The organism is Janibacter sp. RAF52 (genome assembly GCF_052114035.1).
GTDB classification, from domain to species: Bacteria; Actinomycetota; Actinomycetes; order Actinomycetales; family Dermatophilaceae; genus Janibacter; species Janibacter hoylei.
In genome coordinates, this window is record NZ_JBFRDY010000009.1 from 14,532 (window position 1) to 30,823 (window position 16,292).

Annotated in this window: 11 protein-coding genes; 6 read left to right on the forward strand and 5 right to left on the reverse strand. The window is 68.2% G+C overall.

All coding sequences use genetic code 11. The features are described from left to right. Window positions 1-79 precede the first annotated feature (79 nt). The 3 genes from serC to AB4Y78_RS12050 are packed head-to-tail and all read right to left on the reverse strand — an operon-like array spanning window position 80 to window position 3,179. Window positions 80-1,201, reverse strand: coding sequence for a phosphoserine transaminase (gene serC / locus AB4Y78_RS12040; RefSeq protein ID WP_282070657.1), 1,122 nt, complete (start codon window positions 1,199-1,201; stop codon window positions 80-82). 5 nt (window positions 1,202-1,206) lie between these two features. Continuing rightward, window positions 1,207-2,058 carry an LppX_LprAFG lipoprotein gene (locus tag AB4Y78_RS12045; protein ID WP_441713895.1) on the reverse strand — a complete coding sequence of 284 codons (852 nt, stop codon included), beginning with the start codon at window positions 2,056-2,058 and terminating at the stop codon, window positions 1,207-1,209. Window positions 2,059-2,072: 14 nt separating this feature from the next. Continuing rightward, window positions 2,073-3,179, reverse strand: a complete 1,107-nt coding sequence (locus AB4Y78_RS12050) for a citrate synthase 2 (RefSeq protein WP_441713896.1) — start codon at window positions 3,177-3,179, stop codon at window positions 2,073-2,075. A gap of 121 nt (window positions 3,180-3,300) precedes the next feature. On the opposite strand from AB4Y78_RS12050, the gene AB4Y78_RS12055 reads away from it, so the two are divergent. Next, window positions 3,301-5,265 (forward strand): acyltransferase family protein, encoded by a 1,965-nt coding sequence (locus AB4Y78_RS12055; protein WP_169330618.1) that lies wholly within the window; start codon window positions 3,301-3,303, stop codon window positions 5,263-5,265. A gap of 3 nt (window positions 5,266-5,268) precedes the next feature. Here the strand turns inward: AB4Y78_RS12055 and AB4Y78_RS12060 are convergent, their stop codons facing one another. Further along, on the reverse strand, window positions 5,269-7,278 hold the full coding sequence (locus AB4Y78_RS12060) for an acyltransferase family protein (protein WP_441713897.1): 2,010 nt from the start codon (window positions 7,276-7,278) through the stop codon (window positions 5,269-5,271). Between the two features lie 91 nt (window positions 7,279-7,369). Between AB4Y78_RS12060 and pdxH the strand changes: the two genes are divergently transcribed. From pdxH to AB4Y78_RS12085, 5 genes are all read left to right on the forward strand, one after another. Next, window positions 7,370-8,074, forward strand: coding sequence for a pyridoxamine 5'-phosphate oxidase (gene pdxH, locus AB4Y78_RS12065; RefSeq protein WP_282070661.1), 705 nt, complete (start codon window positions 7,370-7,372; stop codon window positions 8,072-8,074). Window positions 8,075-8,255: 181 nt separating this feature from the next. Continuing rightward, entirely contained in the window at window positions 8,256-13,400 is a 5,145-nt protein-coding gene (locus AB4Y78_RS12070) for a DUF6531 domain-containing protein (protein WP_441713898.1), read from the forward strand. Then, window positions 13,397-13,738, forward strand: a complete 342-nt coding sequence (locus AB4Y78_RS12075) for a hypothetical protein (protein WP_007926653.1) — start codon at window positions 13,397-13,399, stop codon at window positions 13,736-13,738. Before AB4Y78_RS12070 ends, AB4Y78_RS12075 begins: the two co-directional genes overlap by 4 nt. Window positions 13,739-14,285: 547 nt before the next feature. Further along, window positions 14,286-14,603 carry a hypothetical protein gene (locus AB4Y78_RS12080; protein WP_128277265.1) on the forward strand — a complete coding sequence of 106 codons (318 nt, stop codon included), beginning with the start codon at window positions 14,286-14,288 and terminating at the stop codon, window positions 14,601-14,603. After that, entirely contained in the window at window positions 14,600-14,893 is a 294-nt protein-coding gene (locus AB4Y78_RS12085) for a hypothetical protein (protein ID WP_007926655.1), read from the forward strand. The genes AB4Y78_RS12080 and AB4Y78_RS12085 overlap by 4 nt, the downstream gene beginning before the upstream one ends. A 97-nt stretch (window positions 14,894-14,990) precedes the next feature. Here the strand turns inward: AB4Y78_RS12085 and AB4Y78_RS12090 are convergent, their stop codons facing one another. After that, window positions 14,991-16,292: a hydroxyacid-oxoacid transhydrogenase gene (locus tag AB4Y78_RS12090; protein ID WP_441713899.1), complete on the reverse strand. Its 1,302-nt coding sequence runs from the start codon at window positions 16,290-16,292 to the stop codon at window positions 14,991-14,993.

The following is a 16,292-nucleotide window of genomic DNA, read 5'->3' on the forward strand; positions in this document are numbered from 1 at the left end:
ATCATGACGTGGGCCGTCCTCGGCTCGCTCGTCCTCGTGGCCGTGCTCTCGGCCCTGCTGTGACCCGCGCGCGGGTGCCTCAGATGCGCTCGCGGACGTGGTCGATGCAGGCGAGCAGCGCGGTGACGTCGTCGGGGTCGACCGCTGGGAAGGTCGCGATGCGCAGCTGGTTGCGACCGAGCTTGCGATAGGGCTCGACGTCGACGATGCCGTGATGACGCAGGGTCGCCGCGATCGCTGCCGCGTCGACGTCGTCATCGAAGTCGACCGTCGTCACGACCTGCGAGCGGGCGGCCGGGTCGGCGACGAAGAGGCTCGTCGCATCGCCCTGCTCGGCCCACGCGTGGATCCGTGAGGAGGAGTCCGCGGTGCGGCCGGAGGCGAAGGGGAGGCCGCCGGACTCGTTGAGCCAGCGCACCTGCTCGGCCATGAGGGCCAGGGTCGCCACCGCCGGCGTGTTGAGCGTCTGGTCCTTGCGCGAGTTGTCGATCGCCGCGGTCAGCGAGAGGAAGTCGGGGATCCACCGGTCGGTGGCCGCCATCTCCTCGGCCCGCGCGATCGCGGCAGGGGAGAGGATCGCGAACCAGATGCCGCCGTCCGAGGCGAAGGACTTCTGCGGTGCGAAGTAGTAGGCGTCGGTCTGCGCGATGTCGACCGAGAGGCCGCCCGCGCCGGAGGTCGCGTCGACGAGGACCAAGGCGTCGTCGTCGACCCCCGCCGGGCGCTGCACCGGCGCCATGACGCCGGTCGAGGTCTCGTTGTGCGGCCAGGCGTAGGCGTCGACGCCGGCGACCGGCCCGGGCGCGATGAGCGACCCAGGGTCGACCGAGCGCACGTCGGGCTCGGCGAGGAAGGGGGCGCGGCGGGTCACCGCGGCGAACTTGCTCGAGAACTCGCCGAAGACGAGGTGCTGGGCCCGCTCGCGGACCAGCCCGAGCGCGGCGATGTCCCAGAAGGCGGTCGACCCGCCGTTGCCGAGGACCACCTCGTAGCCGTCGGGCAGCGCGAAGAGCTCGCCGAGCCCCTCGCGCAGCCCGCCCACGAGGGAGCGCACCGGCGCCTGACGGTGCGAGGTGCCGAGGACGGTCCGGCCGAGGGAGACGAGGTGGTCGAGCTGCTCGGGGCGGACGAGCGAGGGGCCCGAGCCGAAACGGCCGTCGCGGGGCCGCAGCTCCTCGGGGATGATGATGTCGGCGGTCACGGACGTCAACCGACCTTCGCCAGCTCGGAGGACGTGGGCTTGCTGATGGTGAGCGGCTCGCCCCAGTCCGTGGCGATGAGCTCGGCCTCGGCGCCGTTTTGCGTGAAGGACATCTTGCGGATGAGGTCGTCGTCGTCGAGCCACACGTCGTAGATGGCCGTCGCCGGTCCGTTGGGGTCCTGGTCCAGGCCCAGCTCGCGACGGACGTCGGCGGTGCGGACCGTCGCGGTGTAGTGGGTCGTCGACACGCCGTCGACCTCCTCGGTGCCCTTGTCGCCCGCGGACTCGACGCCGGCGATGAAGGCGTCGAGCTGGGTCCGCATGCTCAGCAGCTCCGTCTGGCTCAGGGCCTGCTGGATGAGGGGGTTGGTCGAGTCCTTGGTCACCGGGACCCACTTGGGTGGTTGGGCGAGGTAGTACTGGCCGTCGACGAGGCGGTAGGTCAGCTGCTGGGACCCGACGGAGACCTCCATCTCCAGGGCGTTGTCTGCCAGGTCCTGCTTCCCGGTGGCCGTGGCCGCGGGGGAGTCCTTCGGCCCGATCCGCACGTCGAGAGCCACCGTCGGGTTGGCGTCGACCGCGGCCTCGAGCTTGCTCGTGAACTCGTCCGCGTCGAAGGGCGCGCCCGTGTCGGTCGACGTGGACGAGGGGGCGGAGCTCGACGGGGACCGCTGGCTCGACGAGCTCGTGGTCCCGGCTCCCTTCGACGTCGACGACGGCGCCGTGGACGAGGCGGAGGCCGAGGGCGTCGACGAGGGGATCGGGGCGTCCTTGGAGGTGCTGCCGGCCGTCGGGCCCGGGCCCCCGTCGCCACCGCACGCCGCGAGGGCGAGGGTGGCGGTGGCGGCAAGGGCCATCGCGACGGTACGCATCAGCCGGGCAGCTGGTCGTAGCCGTGGACGTCGGTGACCGGACGCGGGCCGGGACCGGTGTACTTGCTGCTCGGGCGGATGAGGCGGCCGGTGCGCTTCTGCTCGAGCACGTGGGCCGACCAGCCGGCGGTGCGGGCGCAGACGAAGAGCGGGGTCATCATCTCGCCGGGGACGTCGGCGAAGTCGAGCAGGACCGCGGCCCAGTAGTCGACGTTGGTCTCCATCTTGCGCTCCGGGTAGCGGTCCGCGAGCTCGGCGATGGCGGCCTTCTCCAGCTCGAGGGCGACCTCGTAGCGCGGGGCGCCGAGGCGCTGGCAGGTGTCGCGCAGGACGGCCGCGCGCGGGTCGTAGGCCCGGTAGACGCGGTGCCCGAAGCCCATGAGGCGCTCCTTGCGGTCCAGTGCCTCCTTGACGTACTTCGTCGCGTCGCCGGTGCGCTCGACGCCCTCGATCATGTGCTGCGCCCGCGAGGGGGCGCCACCGTGCAGCGGGCCGGACATCGCGCCCACGGCCCCAGAGAGGCAGGCGGCGGCGTCGGCGCCGGTCGAGGCGATGACGCGCGCGGTGAAGGTCGAGGCATTCATGCCGTGCTCGGCCGCGGAGATGAAGTAGGCGTCGATCGCCTCGACGTGCTTGGGGTCGGGCTCGCCGCGCCAGCGGATCATGAAGCGCTCGACGATGTTCTTGCCCTCGTCGACCCGGGCCTGCGGCACCATCGCCGAGTGCTGCCCGTGCGCCGACTGGGCGATGAAGGACAGCGCCATGACCGAAGCGCGGGCCAGGTCGTCGCGCACCTGCGTGTCGTCGATGTCGAGGAGCGGCTTGAAGCCCCACAGAGGAGCCAGCTGTGCGAGGGCCGACTGCACGTCGACACGGATGTCGCCGCTGTGGACCGGCAGCGGGAAGGGCTCGGCCGGGGGGAGGCCCGGGTCGAAGGAGTCGTCGACGAGCAGGCCCCAGACACGGCCGAAGGAGACCTTGCCGACGAGATCGTTGATGTCGACCCCGCGGTAGCGCAGGTTGCCGCCGGCCTTGTCGGGCTCGGCGATCTCCGACTCGAAGGCGACGACGCCCTCCAGACCGTGCTTGACCTCGGTGTCCGTCATCGGGTGCCTCTTTCGTTCGTGCGTCGAGCTGCTCAGCGATCAGTGTCGCACGCACCTCGAACGTGCCGAAGACCTGCCACGGGTAGCATGCCGCACGGCGGGCCGCGAGGGAGGGACACAGGTGTCGAAGGTGCGTACGGGGTACAGCCCGGCTCTGGACGGGTTGCGAGGCGTCTTCATCCTCCTGTTCATCGCCTTCCACTTCGGGCTGACCCAGCTCGAGGGCATGTGGGTGACGATCAACCTCTTCTTCGTCCTCTCCGGGTTCCTCATCGTGCGTCTGCTGACGGCCGAGCAGTCCCGCTACGGCTCGATCGACGTGTGGGGCTTCTACAAGCGGCGGATCCGCCGCCTGCTGCCGGCACTGCTCGTGATGCTCCTCGTCGTCATGGCCTGGGGCGCGCTCGCGGCTCCCGAAGGCATCCGCCGCAAGCTCGGCGGCGACGTCCTGGCGACGCTCGGGTACGTCATGAACTGGCGACTCATCCACCAGGAGGACCAGTACTTCGGGACGGCTGGCGGCGCCTCTCCCCTTCGTCACGCGTGGACGCTGGCGATCGAGGAGCAGTTCTACATCGTCGCCCCGCTCGTCCTCATCGGCCTGTACGTGCTCTTCCGCAACCGCCGCATCTCGATGGCCGTCCTCGTGCTGGGCGCGGTCGCCTCCGCGGTGTGGACCGCGATGCTCGGCTTCCACGACCAGTCGGACTACCCGCGGCTCTACTACGGCACCGACACCCGGGCCCAGGCGCTCTTCCTCGGTGCCGCGATCGGTGTGCTGCGCGCTCCCAAGGGCAAGGGCATCGCCCCGCCGGACCTGCCGATGCCGCTCATCTGGGTCGGCGGCCTCGTCGGCCTCGTGTCGTCGGTCATCTGCTTCGCGATCATCACGCCGTACACCGGGTGGATGTTCAACCACGGTGGGATGTTCTTCTTCGGCATCGGCAGCGTCCTGCTCGTCCTCGCCTGCGCCGACCCGCGGCCCAACCCGACACGCACGCTGTTTTCCTGGGCGCCGCTGGCCTTCGTCGGGGAGCGCACCTATGGCCTCTACCTCTGGCACTGGCCGATCTACGTCATGCTGGCCCAGACCTCGCTGGGTGACAGCACCATCGCGGTCTTCGTCGTCGGGATGGCTCTCACCGTCGCCATCGCGCACGTCTCGTACACCTACCTCGAGGAGCCGGTCATCGCGCGCGGGATCCGTGGGGTCCTGCCGCGGACGCGCGAGCCCCTGCTCGCCGCCGTCCTGCCCGTGGTCCTCGTCGCGGTCCTCGGCCTCGGGCTCGTGCGGACCGCGCCGGAGCAGCAGTCGACCGCGCCGACGGCGACCGTGGCCGACCTGCCGGACATCGTCGACGGGCAGGTGGAGTACGTCCCGGACGCGCCCACCCGGATCGGCATCCTCGGCGACTCGGTGCCCTACTTCCTCGGCGAGCGCTTCCCGGCGGCGCAGTTCCCCGGGGTGCAGATCGACAACCACGCACGGGAGGGCTGCGACCTCCTCGACGAGCCGATCAGCTGGGCTCCCGGTCTGTCGAAGAAGACCGAGCCGTGGTGCGTCACGCAGAAGAAGCAGTGGACCACCGACTTCGAGGCCGCCGACGACCAGGTGCTCATGCTCTTCGCCTCGCCCCTCGTCGGGCTGCCGCACATCGTCGACGGCGAGCGGCTCTGGCTCGACGACCCGCGCTTCCGTCAGGTCATCACCGATCGCTTCGAGACCGTCTACGACCAGGCGAAGGGAGCCGGGGCCGAGCAGGTGCAGATCGTCAACGTGCCCTGCCGCCTGCCCCCCGACGACATCCCGGACGAGGTGCAGGCGGTCCTGGAGTCGGAGCCGCAGATGCTCGCGGAGTACAAGAACCCGGAGATCCTCAACGGGCTCGTCGAGTCCTGGGCCGAGACCCACCCCGACGACGTGCGGGTCGTGGACCTCGACGGTGCGCTGTGCGCCGACGGGTACCCCGAGGAGCTGCACGGCGTGCAGGTCTACAACGACTTCCTGCACTTCTCGCCGGAGGTGACCCCGATGCTGTGGAAGTGGCTGCTGGGGCAGGTCAGCAGGAACTACGCCGACCGGTGACCCTCACGCGTCCCGGAAGCCCCAGGCGGTGACGATCTCGGGCGCGAGCCAGGTCCACACGAGCTCGGAGCCCTGCCGGGAGAAGTGCACCCGGTCGGCGTAGAGCTCGGCGCCGTTGATCTGCGAGCGGTACCCCTCCCCGCACACGGCGGAGTTGAGGTCGAGGACCGCGACGGAGACGTCACCGCGCTGGTCCTGCACTCCCTTCGCCCAGCGGGACACGACCTCGTTGGTGGGCGACGGGTCGATCTTGACCGCGCCGAGCTCCTCGCCGTCACGCACGGTGGCCGGGTCGTCGTGACAGGTGGCATTGATGAGCTGCAGCTGGCGGGCGCCGGCGCGGCGGGTCTGCTCGAGCAGGGCATCGAGAGCGCGGCGCACCTCGCGTGCATGCGCCTCGGTGCCCGGCTCGACGGTGCGGCCGTCGAGGACGATCGGCTGGGTCAGGGCGGTCTCGATGGGGGACAGGACGATGTCGGCGTCCGCCCCGCGGACCTCGTCGGGCCAGCTCTCGCGCCAGGCGGCGCACGTCGCGTCCTCCTCGACCTCACCACCACCGAGGTACTTGAAGGTGATGGGTACGGGGTTGCAGGACCCGCGGCGCGTGTGGCCGCTGACGTCCAGGCCCGGGTGGTCGCCCCCGTCGAAGCCGTCGCGGATCGACTGCGCGATCGAGCTGCCGACGACCGAGACGCGCAGGTCCTGCGCCGGCTGCTGGTACTCGGCCGCGGCGGCGAGGGGGCGACCGTCCCAGTCCCCGTCGATGAGCGGGGACCACACCGTGCTCAGGGCGTAGGCCACGGCGGCGAGCGCGGCGACGACTCCGGCCGGAGCCCACTGCCGGGCGGTGCGGCCCAGGCTGCGGGGGACGAGTGCGCGGAAGCCGTCGATCATCACCGGCAGCTCGACGAGGCGGTAGGACAGCACGGCGCAGACCCAGGCCAGGGCGAGCTTGATCGCGATCGCGACGACGAGCGGGAGCCCGTCCACGGGCAACCACAGGGAGATGGGCCAGTGGAAGAGGTAGAGACCGTACGAGATCTGGCCGAGGTGCACGAGGGGCGACCAGCTGATGATCCGGTTGATGAGCAGCGGGCGGGGGTCGAGCGCTGATGCGCCCATGCACGCGGCCATGACGGCGAAGAGGAGCATGCCGCCGCTCTCGAAGATCCACCGGCCGGTCTCGTCGAGGACGAAGAAGGCCGAGATCGACAGCAGGGTGCCGGCCCAGCCGATGGCTTCGGCGGTGGATCGGCCGAGCCGGGGGGCGTCACCACGACGGTCGGGCGTGAGGAGCATCGCGACGGCGACGCCGACGAGGATCGCCTGGGCCCGCACGTCGGTGCCGTAGTAGAGGCGCGAGCCGGTCGCGCCGCCGTCGGCGAGCATCGCGGTCCACGCGGCGCTGACCCCGGCCAGGCCGAGGACGGCGGCCGTGCGCGCCCACCGGCGCCGGAGCACGAGGACGGCAGCGACGAGGAAGGGCGCGAGGAGGTAGAACTGCTCCTCCACCCCCAGGGTCCACACGTGCCGCAGCGGGCTGGGCTCGACGAGCACGTCGAAGTACTGGTCGTCGCGGCCGATGAGGCGCCAGTTCTGCCAGAAGGTCAGGCTGGCGAAGGCATCGCCCGCGGTCTGCGGCCGGTCGCCGGAGTCGACGAGCAGGGTGTGCACGAGGACCGCGACGACGAGCAGGACGAGTGCCGGCACGATCCGGCGAGCGCGCCGGAGGTAGAAGCGCACGGCGTCGATCCGGCCCCGCCGCTGCCACTCCTTGATGAGGATGCCGCCGATGAGGAAGCCGGAGAAGGTGAAGAAGTGGTTGATGCCCACCCATCCGCCGCTCAGCTGCGTGACCCCGAAGTGGTACAGCATGACGAGGATGATGAAGAGCCCGCGGTAGCCGTCGATCGCCGGTCGGTACGAGCGGCCCATCTGGTCGAGGTCCGTGCTCACCAGGTCGCGCCACCAGGTGCGCTGACGGCGGGTGCGCCGCGGGGCGGCAGGGCGCATGCGGACTCCAGAGGATGGGCGGGACTGTGGTCCCGGGCAGGCTACCCGCCGGTCCGGTGGCGCTGGGGGAGACAGCCGTACGCTGGCGCCCATGAGTGCCTCCCCCGATGGGATCATCCCCCGCACCCCGCCGCGGCCGGACCACGTGGACTACTCCGGCGAGGGCTTGACCGAAGGGGAGGTGCCGGCCGCTCCCTTCGCCCTCGTGACGTCGTGGGTGGACGCTGCGCGGGCCCGTCAGGTCGACCGTGGCGACGTGCCGGAGCCGCTGTCCTTCGCCGTCGCGACCGTCGACGAGCAGGGCCGACCCGATGTGCGCACGGTGCTCATGCGCTTCCTCGACGCCCGCGGGCCGGGCTTCGTCACGAGCCTGGAGTCGACCAAGAGCCGGCAGCTCGCCGCCTCGCCCTTCGTCGCGGCGACCCTGACGTGGCCGTCGATGTTTCGTGCGATCCGTTTCCGCGGACGCGCCGAGCGCATCGGCGCGGCGGAGATCGACGCCTACTTCGCCGAGCGCCCCCGTGGCTCCCAGCTGAGCGCGTGGGTCTCGCACCAGTCGGCGCCCATCGACGGCCGCGAGCCGCTCGAGCGCGCCTGGGCCGACGTCGAGTCTCGCTACGAGGGCCGTGACGTGCCCCGCCCCGAGCACTGGGGCGGTTGGCGCATCGTCTGCGACGAGGTCGAGGCGTGGGCCGGTCGGAGCAACCGGCTGCACGACCGCTTCCGTTGGTCGAGGGTGGGCGAAGGGGGGCTCGACGAGCCCGCCGCCTGGCGGGTTGAGCGCCTCCAGCCCTGACAGGTCGGCGTTGGCGAACGGACGGGCGAGCCCGAGCGAAGGCGGCGAATACATGAATCGCTGGTGTGGTTTCGACTGACTCCCGCGCCCGGTCGCCGGGGTGCGCTTGCTCTGCCAAGATGTGACTCGCTGCTCGTGCACCAACCGGGGGAGCGACGGCATCGCGCGGGGAGGGCTTGCTGTGTTGCGTCGTCTTGTGGTGTCGGTGTGGCTTGTTGCCGTTGTGGTCGGGCTCGCGGGTCCGGGGTACGCGATCGAAACGAACGTGCCTTTGGGTTTGGGTTCTAGCGGCCTGTCTCGTAACTCGACGACGCAAACCCATGCCGTTGCAGCGGAGCCCGTGAGGTATGTCAATGAGGATTACAAACCTGTGGCGGCGCCACCTGGCGGCTCATCCTTTTACTGGGGGACGCTTTTCTTCGCTGTACTGGTCGACGACCAGCCGCCCGCGGGCGTCGGCTGGCGCATCGAGGCGTACCTGATTGATGCCTCGGATCCTCGAACTGAATCCGAGCAACTTGCGAGCTCGCCGATGAAATTGTTCAGCGCGAACGAAACTTCAGACTTGAGCGTTTGGCTTGGGTTGATCAATTCGGAAATGTTGAGTTCATCCCACTCGCTCGAGCCGGGCCATGAGTATTACGTGTTGTACAGGATGCGTCACGTGAACTCTTCGGTGTGGATATCCACCTGGCGAAGCCAATCGCACCCGGCTGTCTTTGCGTCAAGTTCGACATTGCCGACGGTTCCGGCGGAGCAGTCGGGACCCTGTTCGTGCCCCGATGCGCAGGGCTATGCGCTCGACCCGGTGAACACCGCCACTGGAGGTTTTTTCGAATCCTTCGTCGACGTTGCCGGGGTTGGTCCGGGGGTCTCGGGTGAGGTCGCGAGGTCGTACGCGTCCCAGTCGAATTCCGACGTGGGCTTTGGCAAGGGGTGGTCGTGGCTCTACGGCTCTCGGCTCGACGTGAGCACGAGCGAGACGGCGTGGCGGTCTCCGGACGGGACGGTGGCTCGCTTCAAGAAGGTTGGCACGTCGTGGGTGACGCCACCTGGTGCGTCCGGCTCGTTGACGCAGTCGTCGACAGGGTTCGTGTTGCGGCTACCGGGTGGCAGCGAGCACCGGTTCTCAAGCTCTGGTGACCTGCAGAAGGTGACCGACGCGTCGGGGGTCGGCGTCTCGGTGACGGCCACCGGTGGAGTGGTGTCGAAGGTGACCGACGCGGTGGGCCGCTCGACGACCTTCACCACGAGCGGTGGCCGGGTCACCAAGGCCCGCACCTGGGACGGTCGCGAGATCTCTTATGGATACGCCTCGGGTCGACTGACGTCTGTAACTGACGTGCGCGGGAAGGTCACGTCGTATCGGTACGACGCCGCAGGTCGACTCGATCGAGTGACCGCACCCAGTGGACGGGTCCTTGTCGAGAACACCTACGACGCCTCGGGGCGAGTGACCCGTCAGGTCGATGGGGCCGGCAAGGTGTGGACACTGACGTGGGACAGCAGCGGTGACGTCGCCACGGTGACGGATCCGAACGGCGGCAAGTGGGTCGACACCTATGTGGGCCGTGTCCTGATGAGCAAGCAGGATCCCGCGGGGAATGTCACGTCTTTCGAGTACGACCAGGATCTCAACCAGACGGTCATCGACGCCGGCGGGCCGACGAAGGTGCGCCAGACCTTCGACGCGCGAGGCAACGTGCTCACGCGGACTGCCCCGGGGCAGACCGCGGCCGTGCAGACGTTGACGTACAACGCGAAGGACCAAGTCACCTCACGCACGGACTACCGCGGCAACAAGACCACGATGGCGTACGCAGGCAACCGCCTGTCATCCGTCACCTCTCCAAAGGGGGAGGTGACCAAGTACACGTGGACCTCGCTCGGCCTGTTGGCCTCGACGACCGCCCCCGGGGGCGGCGTGACGTCGATGTCGTACGACATATTTGGGCAGCTCGCGTCGATGACCGCTCCGGGGGGCGAGGTCACGTCCTATACCTATGACGCAGCCGGACGCGTTGCCAGTGTGGCGGACCCGCGGGCGGCTGCTGCCGCCCGCCCGGCTGACTACACGAAGCGAATTGCCTACGACGAGGCCGGGAACGTCACTTCGGTGACTGCCACGGATGGCGCGAAGTCGACTCTCTCCTACGACGTCGACGGTCGATTGATGTCTTCGCAGACGGAATCGACAACTGGTGCTGTGTTGACGAAGGAGGTACTGCAACGAGATGGGCTTGATCGCATCGTCAAGAAGACCGACGCGGCTGGAGCCTACGAGTCGTTTGTCTATGACTCTCGCGGGAACCTGACATCGGAAACGGACGCGACGGGGGCCAGGACGGCCTATTCCTACGATTCACGCAACTTGATGGCTTCGATGACGACGGCGCGCGGCAACGCTAAGGGTGCCGTCGCTGCAGATTTCCGCTGGACCTATCAATACGACTCGCGAGGACGGCTCACCAAGGAGATCGACCCCACCGGCGCGGCGACCACCTACGCCCGGGATGGGTATGGGGCTCCGACCAAGATCACCGACCCTGATGGGCGCGTGACCTCGGTCAGCTACGACGGTGACGGCAACACTCTTCGGGTTGTGGATCCGCTGGCGCGGGTCACGTCGTATAGCTACGACGTCAACGGACGTCAGGTCGGCGTGAAGGCGCCTGGCCTCGGCCAGCGCAACCTGACGTACGACGCGGACGGGAATCTGACGAAGAAGACGTCGCCGTCGGGCCTGTCCGTGACGTCGTACACGTACGACGCGAACGGTCTGCTGGCGTCTGTGACGTCGCCGCGAGGCAATGCAACCACCGCGGCGGATGATTTCGTCACGAAGTTCGATCACGACCCGGCGGGCAACGTGATCACGCAGGTCAACCCTCTCGGTCAGAGCACGCGGACGACGTTCGACGGTGAGAACCGGGTGCTGAGTCGGACATCGCCACGAGGTGGCAAGACCACGTGGACCCACGACGGGCTGGGGCGGACGTTGAGTGTCACAACGCCTGCCTCTGCGACCACTTCCTGGACGTACGACTCCGTCGGCAACCTGACGAAGTTGACAAATGGTCGAGGTAAGAGCACCACGTACACGCACTCGCCTCGCGGCGAAGTCACGGCTACGACTGACCCCCTCGGCCGCAAGGAGACCTTCACGTACGACGAGGAAGGTCACCTGATCAAGACCATCACAGCCCGCGGTCATGCCAACGGCGGTGCGTTGATGGACAAGTACACGATCCGCACCGGTTACGACGCACGTGGGCTTCAGACGTCGACGACAACAAGCAGCGCCGCTTCGTCGTCCACCTTCGCGTACTCGCCCGGGGGGGATCTCACCAAAGTCGTCGATGCGACGGGTACCACGACGTTGACCTATGACGCTGCGCACCAGCTCACGGGTATGGCCGGCCCCATGGGGGTGTTCGCGTACTCGTACTCCCCTTGGGGGGAGGTGGCATCTCGCACGTTGCCGACCCACGGCGCGGTGACCTTTGGCTTCGACACCGACGGCCGCATCGCGACCTCGAGCAGCAATTCGGAGACCACCAGGTTCGGCTACGACAGAGACGACAACCTGACGAACATCACCTACCCGGCCGCCAGTGGCGTCTCGCAGACGCGGGCATACAACTCTGTTGGTGCCGCTACTGACATCCACACCACCCAATCTGGTTCTTTGATCAGCAGATACCAGTACCTCTACGACACGAACGGAAATCCCGTAAGGGAGACGGTCTCCCGCGGGTCCACGGTCGCCTCCACGAGCTACGACCACGATCTCTCGGATCGTCTGACCAAGGAGTGCCACAACGCGACGTCGTGCACAGGGGCGACGGACGTGGACACGTACTCCTACAACGAGACCTCGGGGATCACGCGGACTCAACACGGCAATGGGGTTGACGCTCGCGTGCGCTACGACGACGCGGACCAGCCGATCAAACTGTGGGACGCGAGGGCCGGCGCCGAGCCGTCCGCCCCGACAGTGGCGTTCGATGCGGATGGATACCCCACAGGCAACGCTGATGGCGACATCGAGTTCGACCCGCTGGGTCGGATGGTCAAAAACGAACCCTGGCAGGCGACGTACACCTACAACGCCTTCGGCAACCGCGTGGGGGTGACGCGCAACGGGTCGACGACGGAGCTGGCGTGGGACAACAACAACCCACTGCCCAAACTGGCCCAGCAGGGCCCTGCAGGAGAGGAGCCAACCCGCACCTACCGGTATGACCCCACCGGGGCGCCGCTCAGTTCTTCGCACCCTTCCGGTGCCTACGGTCGCTCGTACTTCGTGTCGGATCGTCAGGGCTCGGTGAGGGAGGTGCTCAAGCCGGACGGTGCGACGGCTTATCGCCACGACTACCAAGCGTTTGGCCGGCAGGAGACTCCCAGCAAGTCCGCGACTCGGGTGGCCCCGGAGATCGGGTACACCGGCGAGTACACCGATACCTTCACCGGCACGATCCACCTACGGGCCCGGGACTACCTGGGCATCGGCGCCTTCTTCGCTCCGGACCCGATCACGCTCGGCCCGCCCAACCCTGCGAGCAACCCGTACTTGTACGTCAACGCAGGGCCTCTGACGATGGTCGACCCATCCGGGGAAATCCCGCGCTGGTTGGAAGACCTAGGAGCGGGAGTTGGTCACGGAGCGGCTGGGCTCGCCGATGTGGCCTTGGTGCCTGGCGACCTCCTAACTGGGGGTGACTTGTTCAAGGGTATTCGCGCATCGGATTTCCTCGAGCCAGGGGCCTTCACCTATAGCACCGTCCCGACCGGGACCCCGACATACGAAGCGAGTCGCACGGAGACTTACGCGGCCAACGCCACATCTTTCGGCATCAGCATTTTTGTTCCGCTCGACGCACTCAACGCTCCACAACACATCACGAACGGCCAGTATGCCAAGGTCGGCCCGTGCCTCACGGACCTCCTTCCCGGACCGCCGGTCAAGAAGGGAGCGGGACTGACTAACCCGTCGCCAGTCGCCGCAAACACGGGTTCCAAGGCACTACGGCCGGTCGGGAAGTGCTTGGAGTCCGTTGACGACGTGATGACCAACCCGCGGTTGCTCGTGGGAAAGTCGCCGGCTCAGGTCGAATCGATGATTGGCCGTACGCCTGGTTGGCAAGTAGAGACCCTCGGCAAGGGAAGTCGGCAAGGCCAGGGATGGGTACTCCGTCAGTACAACGATGCTGGCAACCCGACTGGACCCCAAATCCGTTGGCACCCCGGCGGGGGACACCACGGGCCTGATCCGTACTGGCGCGTGGTCGGGCCCAACGGCGACCTCGGCGGGATCATCCGATGACGATATCGACGCCCCGTGAACACTGGCTCGAAGCTGCCCAGGGAGTTCTGCGCAGACTGAGTTCCCCTGCGGACGACCAACTGCAGTACCTGCGAAACCTCGGTATTGAGGGATCGATCGACGAACTCGGGCTTGAGTTCGACGACGTGTGGAGGGTGCTGAGTCCACTACTTGAGATCTCCGACCGAGAACTTCAGGATCGCCTTTCGGACATCGACCGCGCGCTCTCGAGCGATAATGTGCCCTGGGATGCGGGGGCGCTTCGTCACTCGCTTGAATGGCACCGCATACGAGAGTTGGCTCGGCTCGCGTTGGAAGCGATGCGCGATGACGCGTGACGGCTTGTGCCTGGGGCGCGTGGTCGGCTTCTTCGTCGTCTGTGCGGCGCTTCTGGGCTGGTCGACATCCAGCGCGACAGCCCTGCCTCAAGCCTTCGCCACCACCTACGACATGGCTGCCCACGACTACGAGACCGGCTCACACCCTGAACCTCGGCCTGTGGAATCGACGCGACCCGAGTGGCCGACGGAGCCTCCAGTCGCGCCCTTGAGGGCGGCGGTTTCGATTCCCGTAAGTGGTGTTGCCGCAAGGACAGGTGACGGGTTGTTGTCTCCGGGCCCATTTGCTCGCCGCTCGATCCCAGGCGACGACTCGGGACTTCACGCGAGGGCAGCGCGACGAGTTGAACGAGATCATGAGTGATACGGGCTGTCATCGATGCGGGGTAAGGACCTCAGGGACCAAGTCGGGGGGCGCGATCCCAGATCCCCAACCGCCGATTTCGCAGAGTGATGGGCCCTTCGAGGTGTACCCCCACTGCTTGGCTTGCAGTCGGGAGCAAGGGCTGTTCATCGCAAGGATGAATCGGTTGGGTGGTGGCGGCTGATGCTGCAGATCGCGACAACTTTTCCGAACAGCCTTGTGTTGGTCCTAGACCCGGTGACCGGCACATTGCCATCGTCCATGGGCGGACACCCGATCGCGGCCTCGCCATCGGGTGTCGCCGTCGGGACACTCAGCGAGTTCGACGGCAACACGACGGTGGTTCCTGCAAGACCGTCCGATTCTGCAATTGACCCCAACCTGGTCCTGCGCTGGCAGGGGCAGTTGCAGACTTCAGGTCGGATCGGCACCCTCATCGTGGGTGAAGAGCCGATAAACCCCGACACAGGCGTGATCTTCCATCGGGCGTGGAAGCCATGAGGTACTTGACGCTCTCCGCCGACTACATTGATCCTTCCCTGCGCGAAGAGTCCGAAGGCCACCTTGTGATCGACCGGGCCGGGCTCCCTGTTGACTTGGTCGCTCGCATCGTCGCGTGGAACGCTGACTATCAAGTTGTTGTCCCCCTTGGCCTGAGTGAGCGGCGCTCGCTCGCTGGCCATATCGATGAGCTGGACGCGCGGGGAATGTCGCTTGCGGCTGAGATCGAGCGCGCTCTCGCGCCCTCGAGAGTGCGCTATTACAGCGAAGGGTGGCTGACGTACCTGTAACTGCTTCGCTACGGAGGGTTGTCGTTCAACTCTCGGCTGGTGGCAGTGTGGGGAATATCAGCCTTGGTGTGTCGCCGCGGAGCATCAATCGCCAAACTCACCAGTGGTGCATCGAAGCCCTCACCACCCCGGCGAGGTCCTCCTCGGTGACGACGCGGGGCGCTGTCGCCAGCAGGCGCTGCTGCTGCATCGTCCCGGACACGATGCCGTCGACGTCCCCCTCGGCGTAGCCGATCTCGGCGAGCCCCGAGGGCTGCCCGATGTCGCGCATGAGCCGACGCAGCACAGCGGAGAGCCGCTCGGGCTCGGGCACGTCGGCGTCGAGGCCCTGCGGGTCGAGCCAGGCGGCGGCGGTCAGGTGGCGCTGCGGGTCGGCTGCGAAGGTCATCGCGAAGGCGGCCGGAGCGGTCGAGGCGACCGCCATACCGTGCGGGACCATCGCCTCCCCCACGTCGTACCCGTCGGGGCGGAAGGCCGAGCCCAGGTCGTGGACCCGCCCGGCGACCGGGTAGGCGTTGGCGTGCGGCACGTGGACACCGGCGTTGCCGAAGCCCATCCCCGCGAAGGTCGCCGCGAGCGCCATGTCGGTGCGGGCCCGCTCCTCGCCCGCGACGGCACCGCGGAAGGCGCCGCCGAGCAGGCGCATCGCCTTCTCGGCATAGAGGTCAGAGATCGGGTTGGAGCCGCAGTAGGGCACCCGCTGCTCAGGCGTCTTGTGCTCGTAGCTCGTGTACGGCCGCGCGGTCCACGACTCGAGGGCGTGGCAGAGGATGTCCATCCCGGCCGAGGCGGTGACCCCGGGCGGCTGGGTGGCGGTCAGCTCGGGGTCGACGACGGCGAGCACGGGGCGCAGCCGCTCGTGGCTGATGCCGGTCTTGACCTTGGCCGCGAGCACGTCGAGGACGCAGACCGTCGTCGACTCCGCACCGGTGCCCGTCGTCGTCGGCACGGCGACAAGGGGCAGCACCGGCTGCTCGGGCGCCCGCCCGCCGCCGACCGGAGCGTTGACGTAGTCCATGAGCTCGCCGGGGTTGGTGAGCAGCAGCGAGACCGCCTTGGCCGTGTCGATGCTCGACCCGCCACCCACGGCGACGACGGCATCGAAGGGGGCCGCCCCCTTCGCCCTCTCGACGGCGGCCGCGAGGGAGGCGTCGCTCGGCTCGACGGCGGCCGAGTCGTGGACCTCGGCGCGCAGGCCGGCCGAGCGGAGGGCCTCGGCGACCCGCTCGGGGTGGCCGGTGGCGGCAAGCCGCGCGTCGGTGACGACGAGGACGTGGCGGCCGCCGAGCCCGGCGACGTCGTGGCCGATCTCGCGGACGGCGCCGGGGCCGAACTTCAGCCGCGGTGCGGCATAGGTGAAGACGGCCTCGGGCGTGGTGGGCGTGGGCAGGTCGGTCAT

Coding starts and splice junctions, on each gene's coding strand:
- AB4Y78_RS12045 (WP_441713895.1), bottom strand. CDS start 2,058: ATGGCCCTTGCCGCCACCGCCACCCTCGCCCTCGCGGCGTGCGGTGGC.
- AB4Y78_RS12050 (WP_441713896.1), bottom strand. CDS start 3,179: ATGACGGACACCGAGGTCAAGCACGGTCTGGAGGGCGTCGTCGCCTTC.
- AB4Y78_RS12060 (WP_441713897.1), bottom strand. CDS start 7,278: ATGCGCCCTGCCGCCCCGCGGCGCACCCGCCGTCAGCGCACCTGGTGG.
- pdxH (WP_282070661.1), top strand. CDS start 7,370: ATGAGTGCCTCCCCCGATGGGATCATCCCCCGCACCCCGCCGCGGCCG.
- AB4Y78_RS12075 (WP_007926653.1), top strand. CDS start 13,397: ATGACGATATCGACGCCCCGTGAACACTGGCTCGAAGCTGCCCAGGGA.
- AB4Y78_RS12080 (WP_128277265.1), top strand. CDS start 14,286: ATGCTGCAGATCGCGACAACTTTTCCGAACAGCCTTGTGTTGGTCCTA.
- AB4Y78_RS12085 (WP_007926655.1), top strand. CDS start 14,600: ATGAGGTACTTGACGCTCTCCGCCGACTACATTGATCCTTCCCTGCGC.
- AB4Y78_RS12090 (WP_441713899.1), bottom strand. CDS start 16,292: ATGACCGACCTGCCCACGCCCACCACGCCCGAGGCCGTCTTCACCTAT.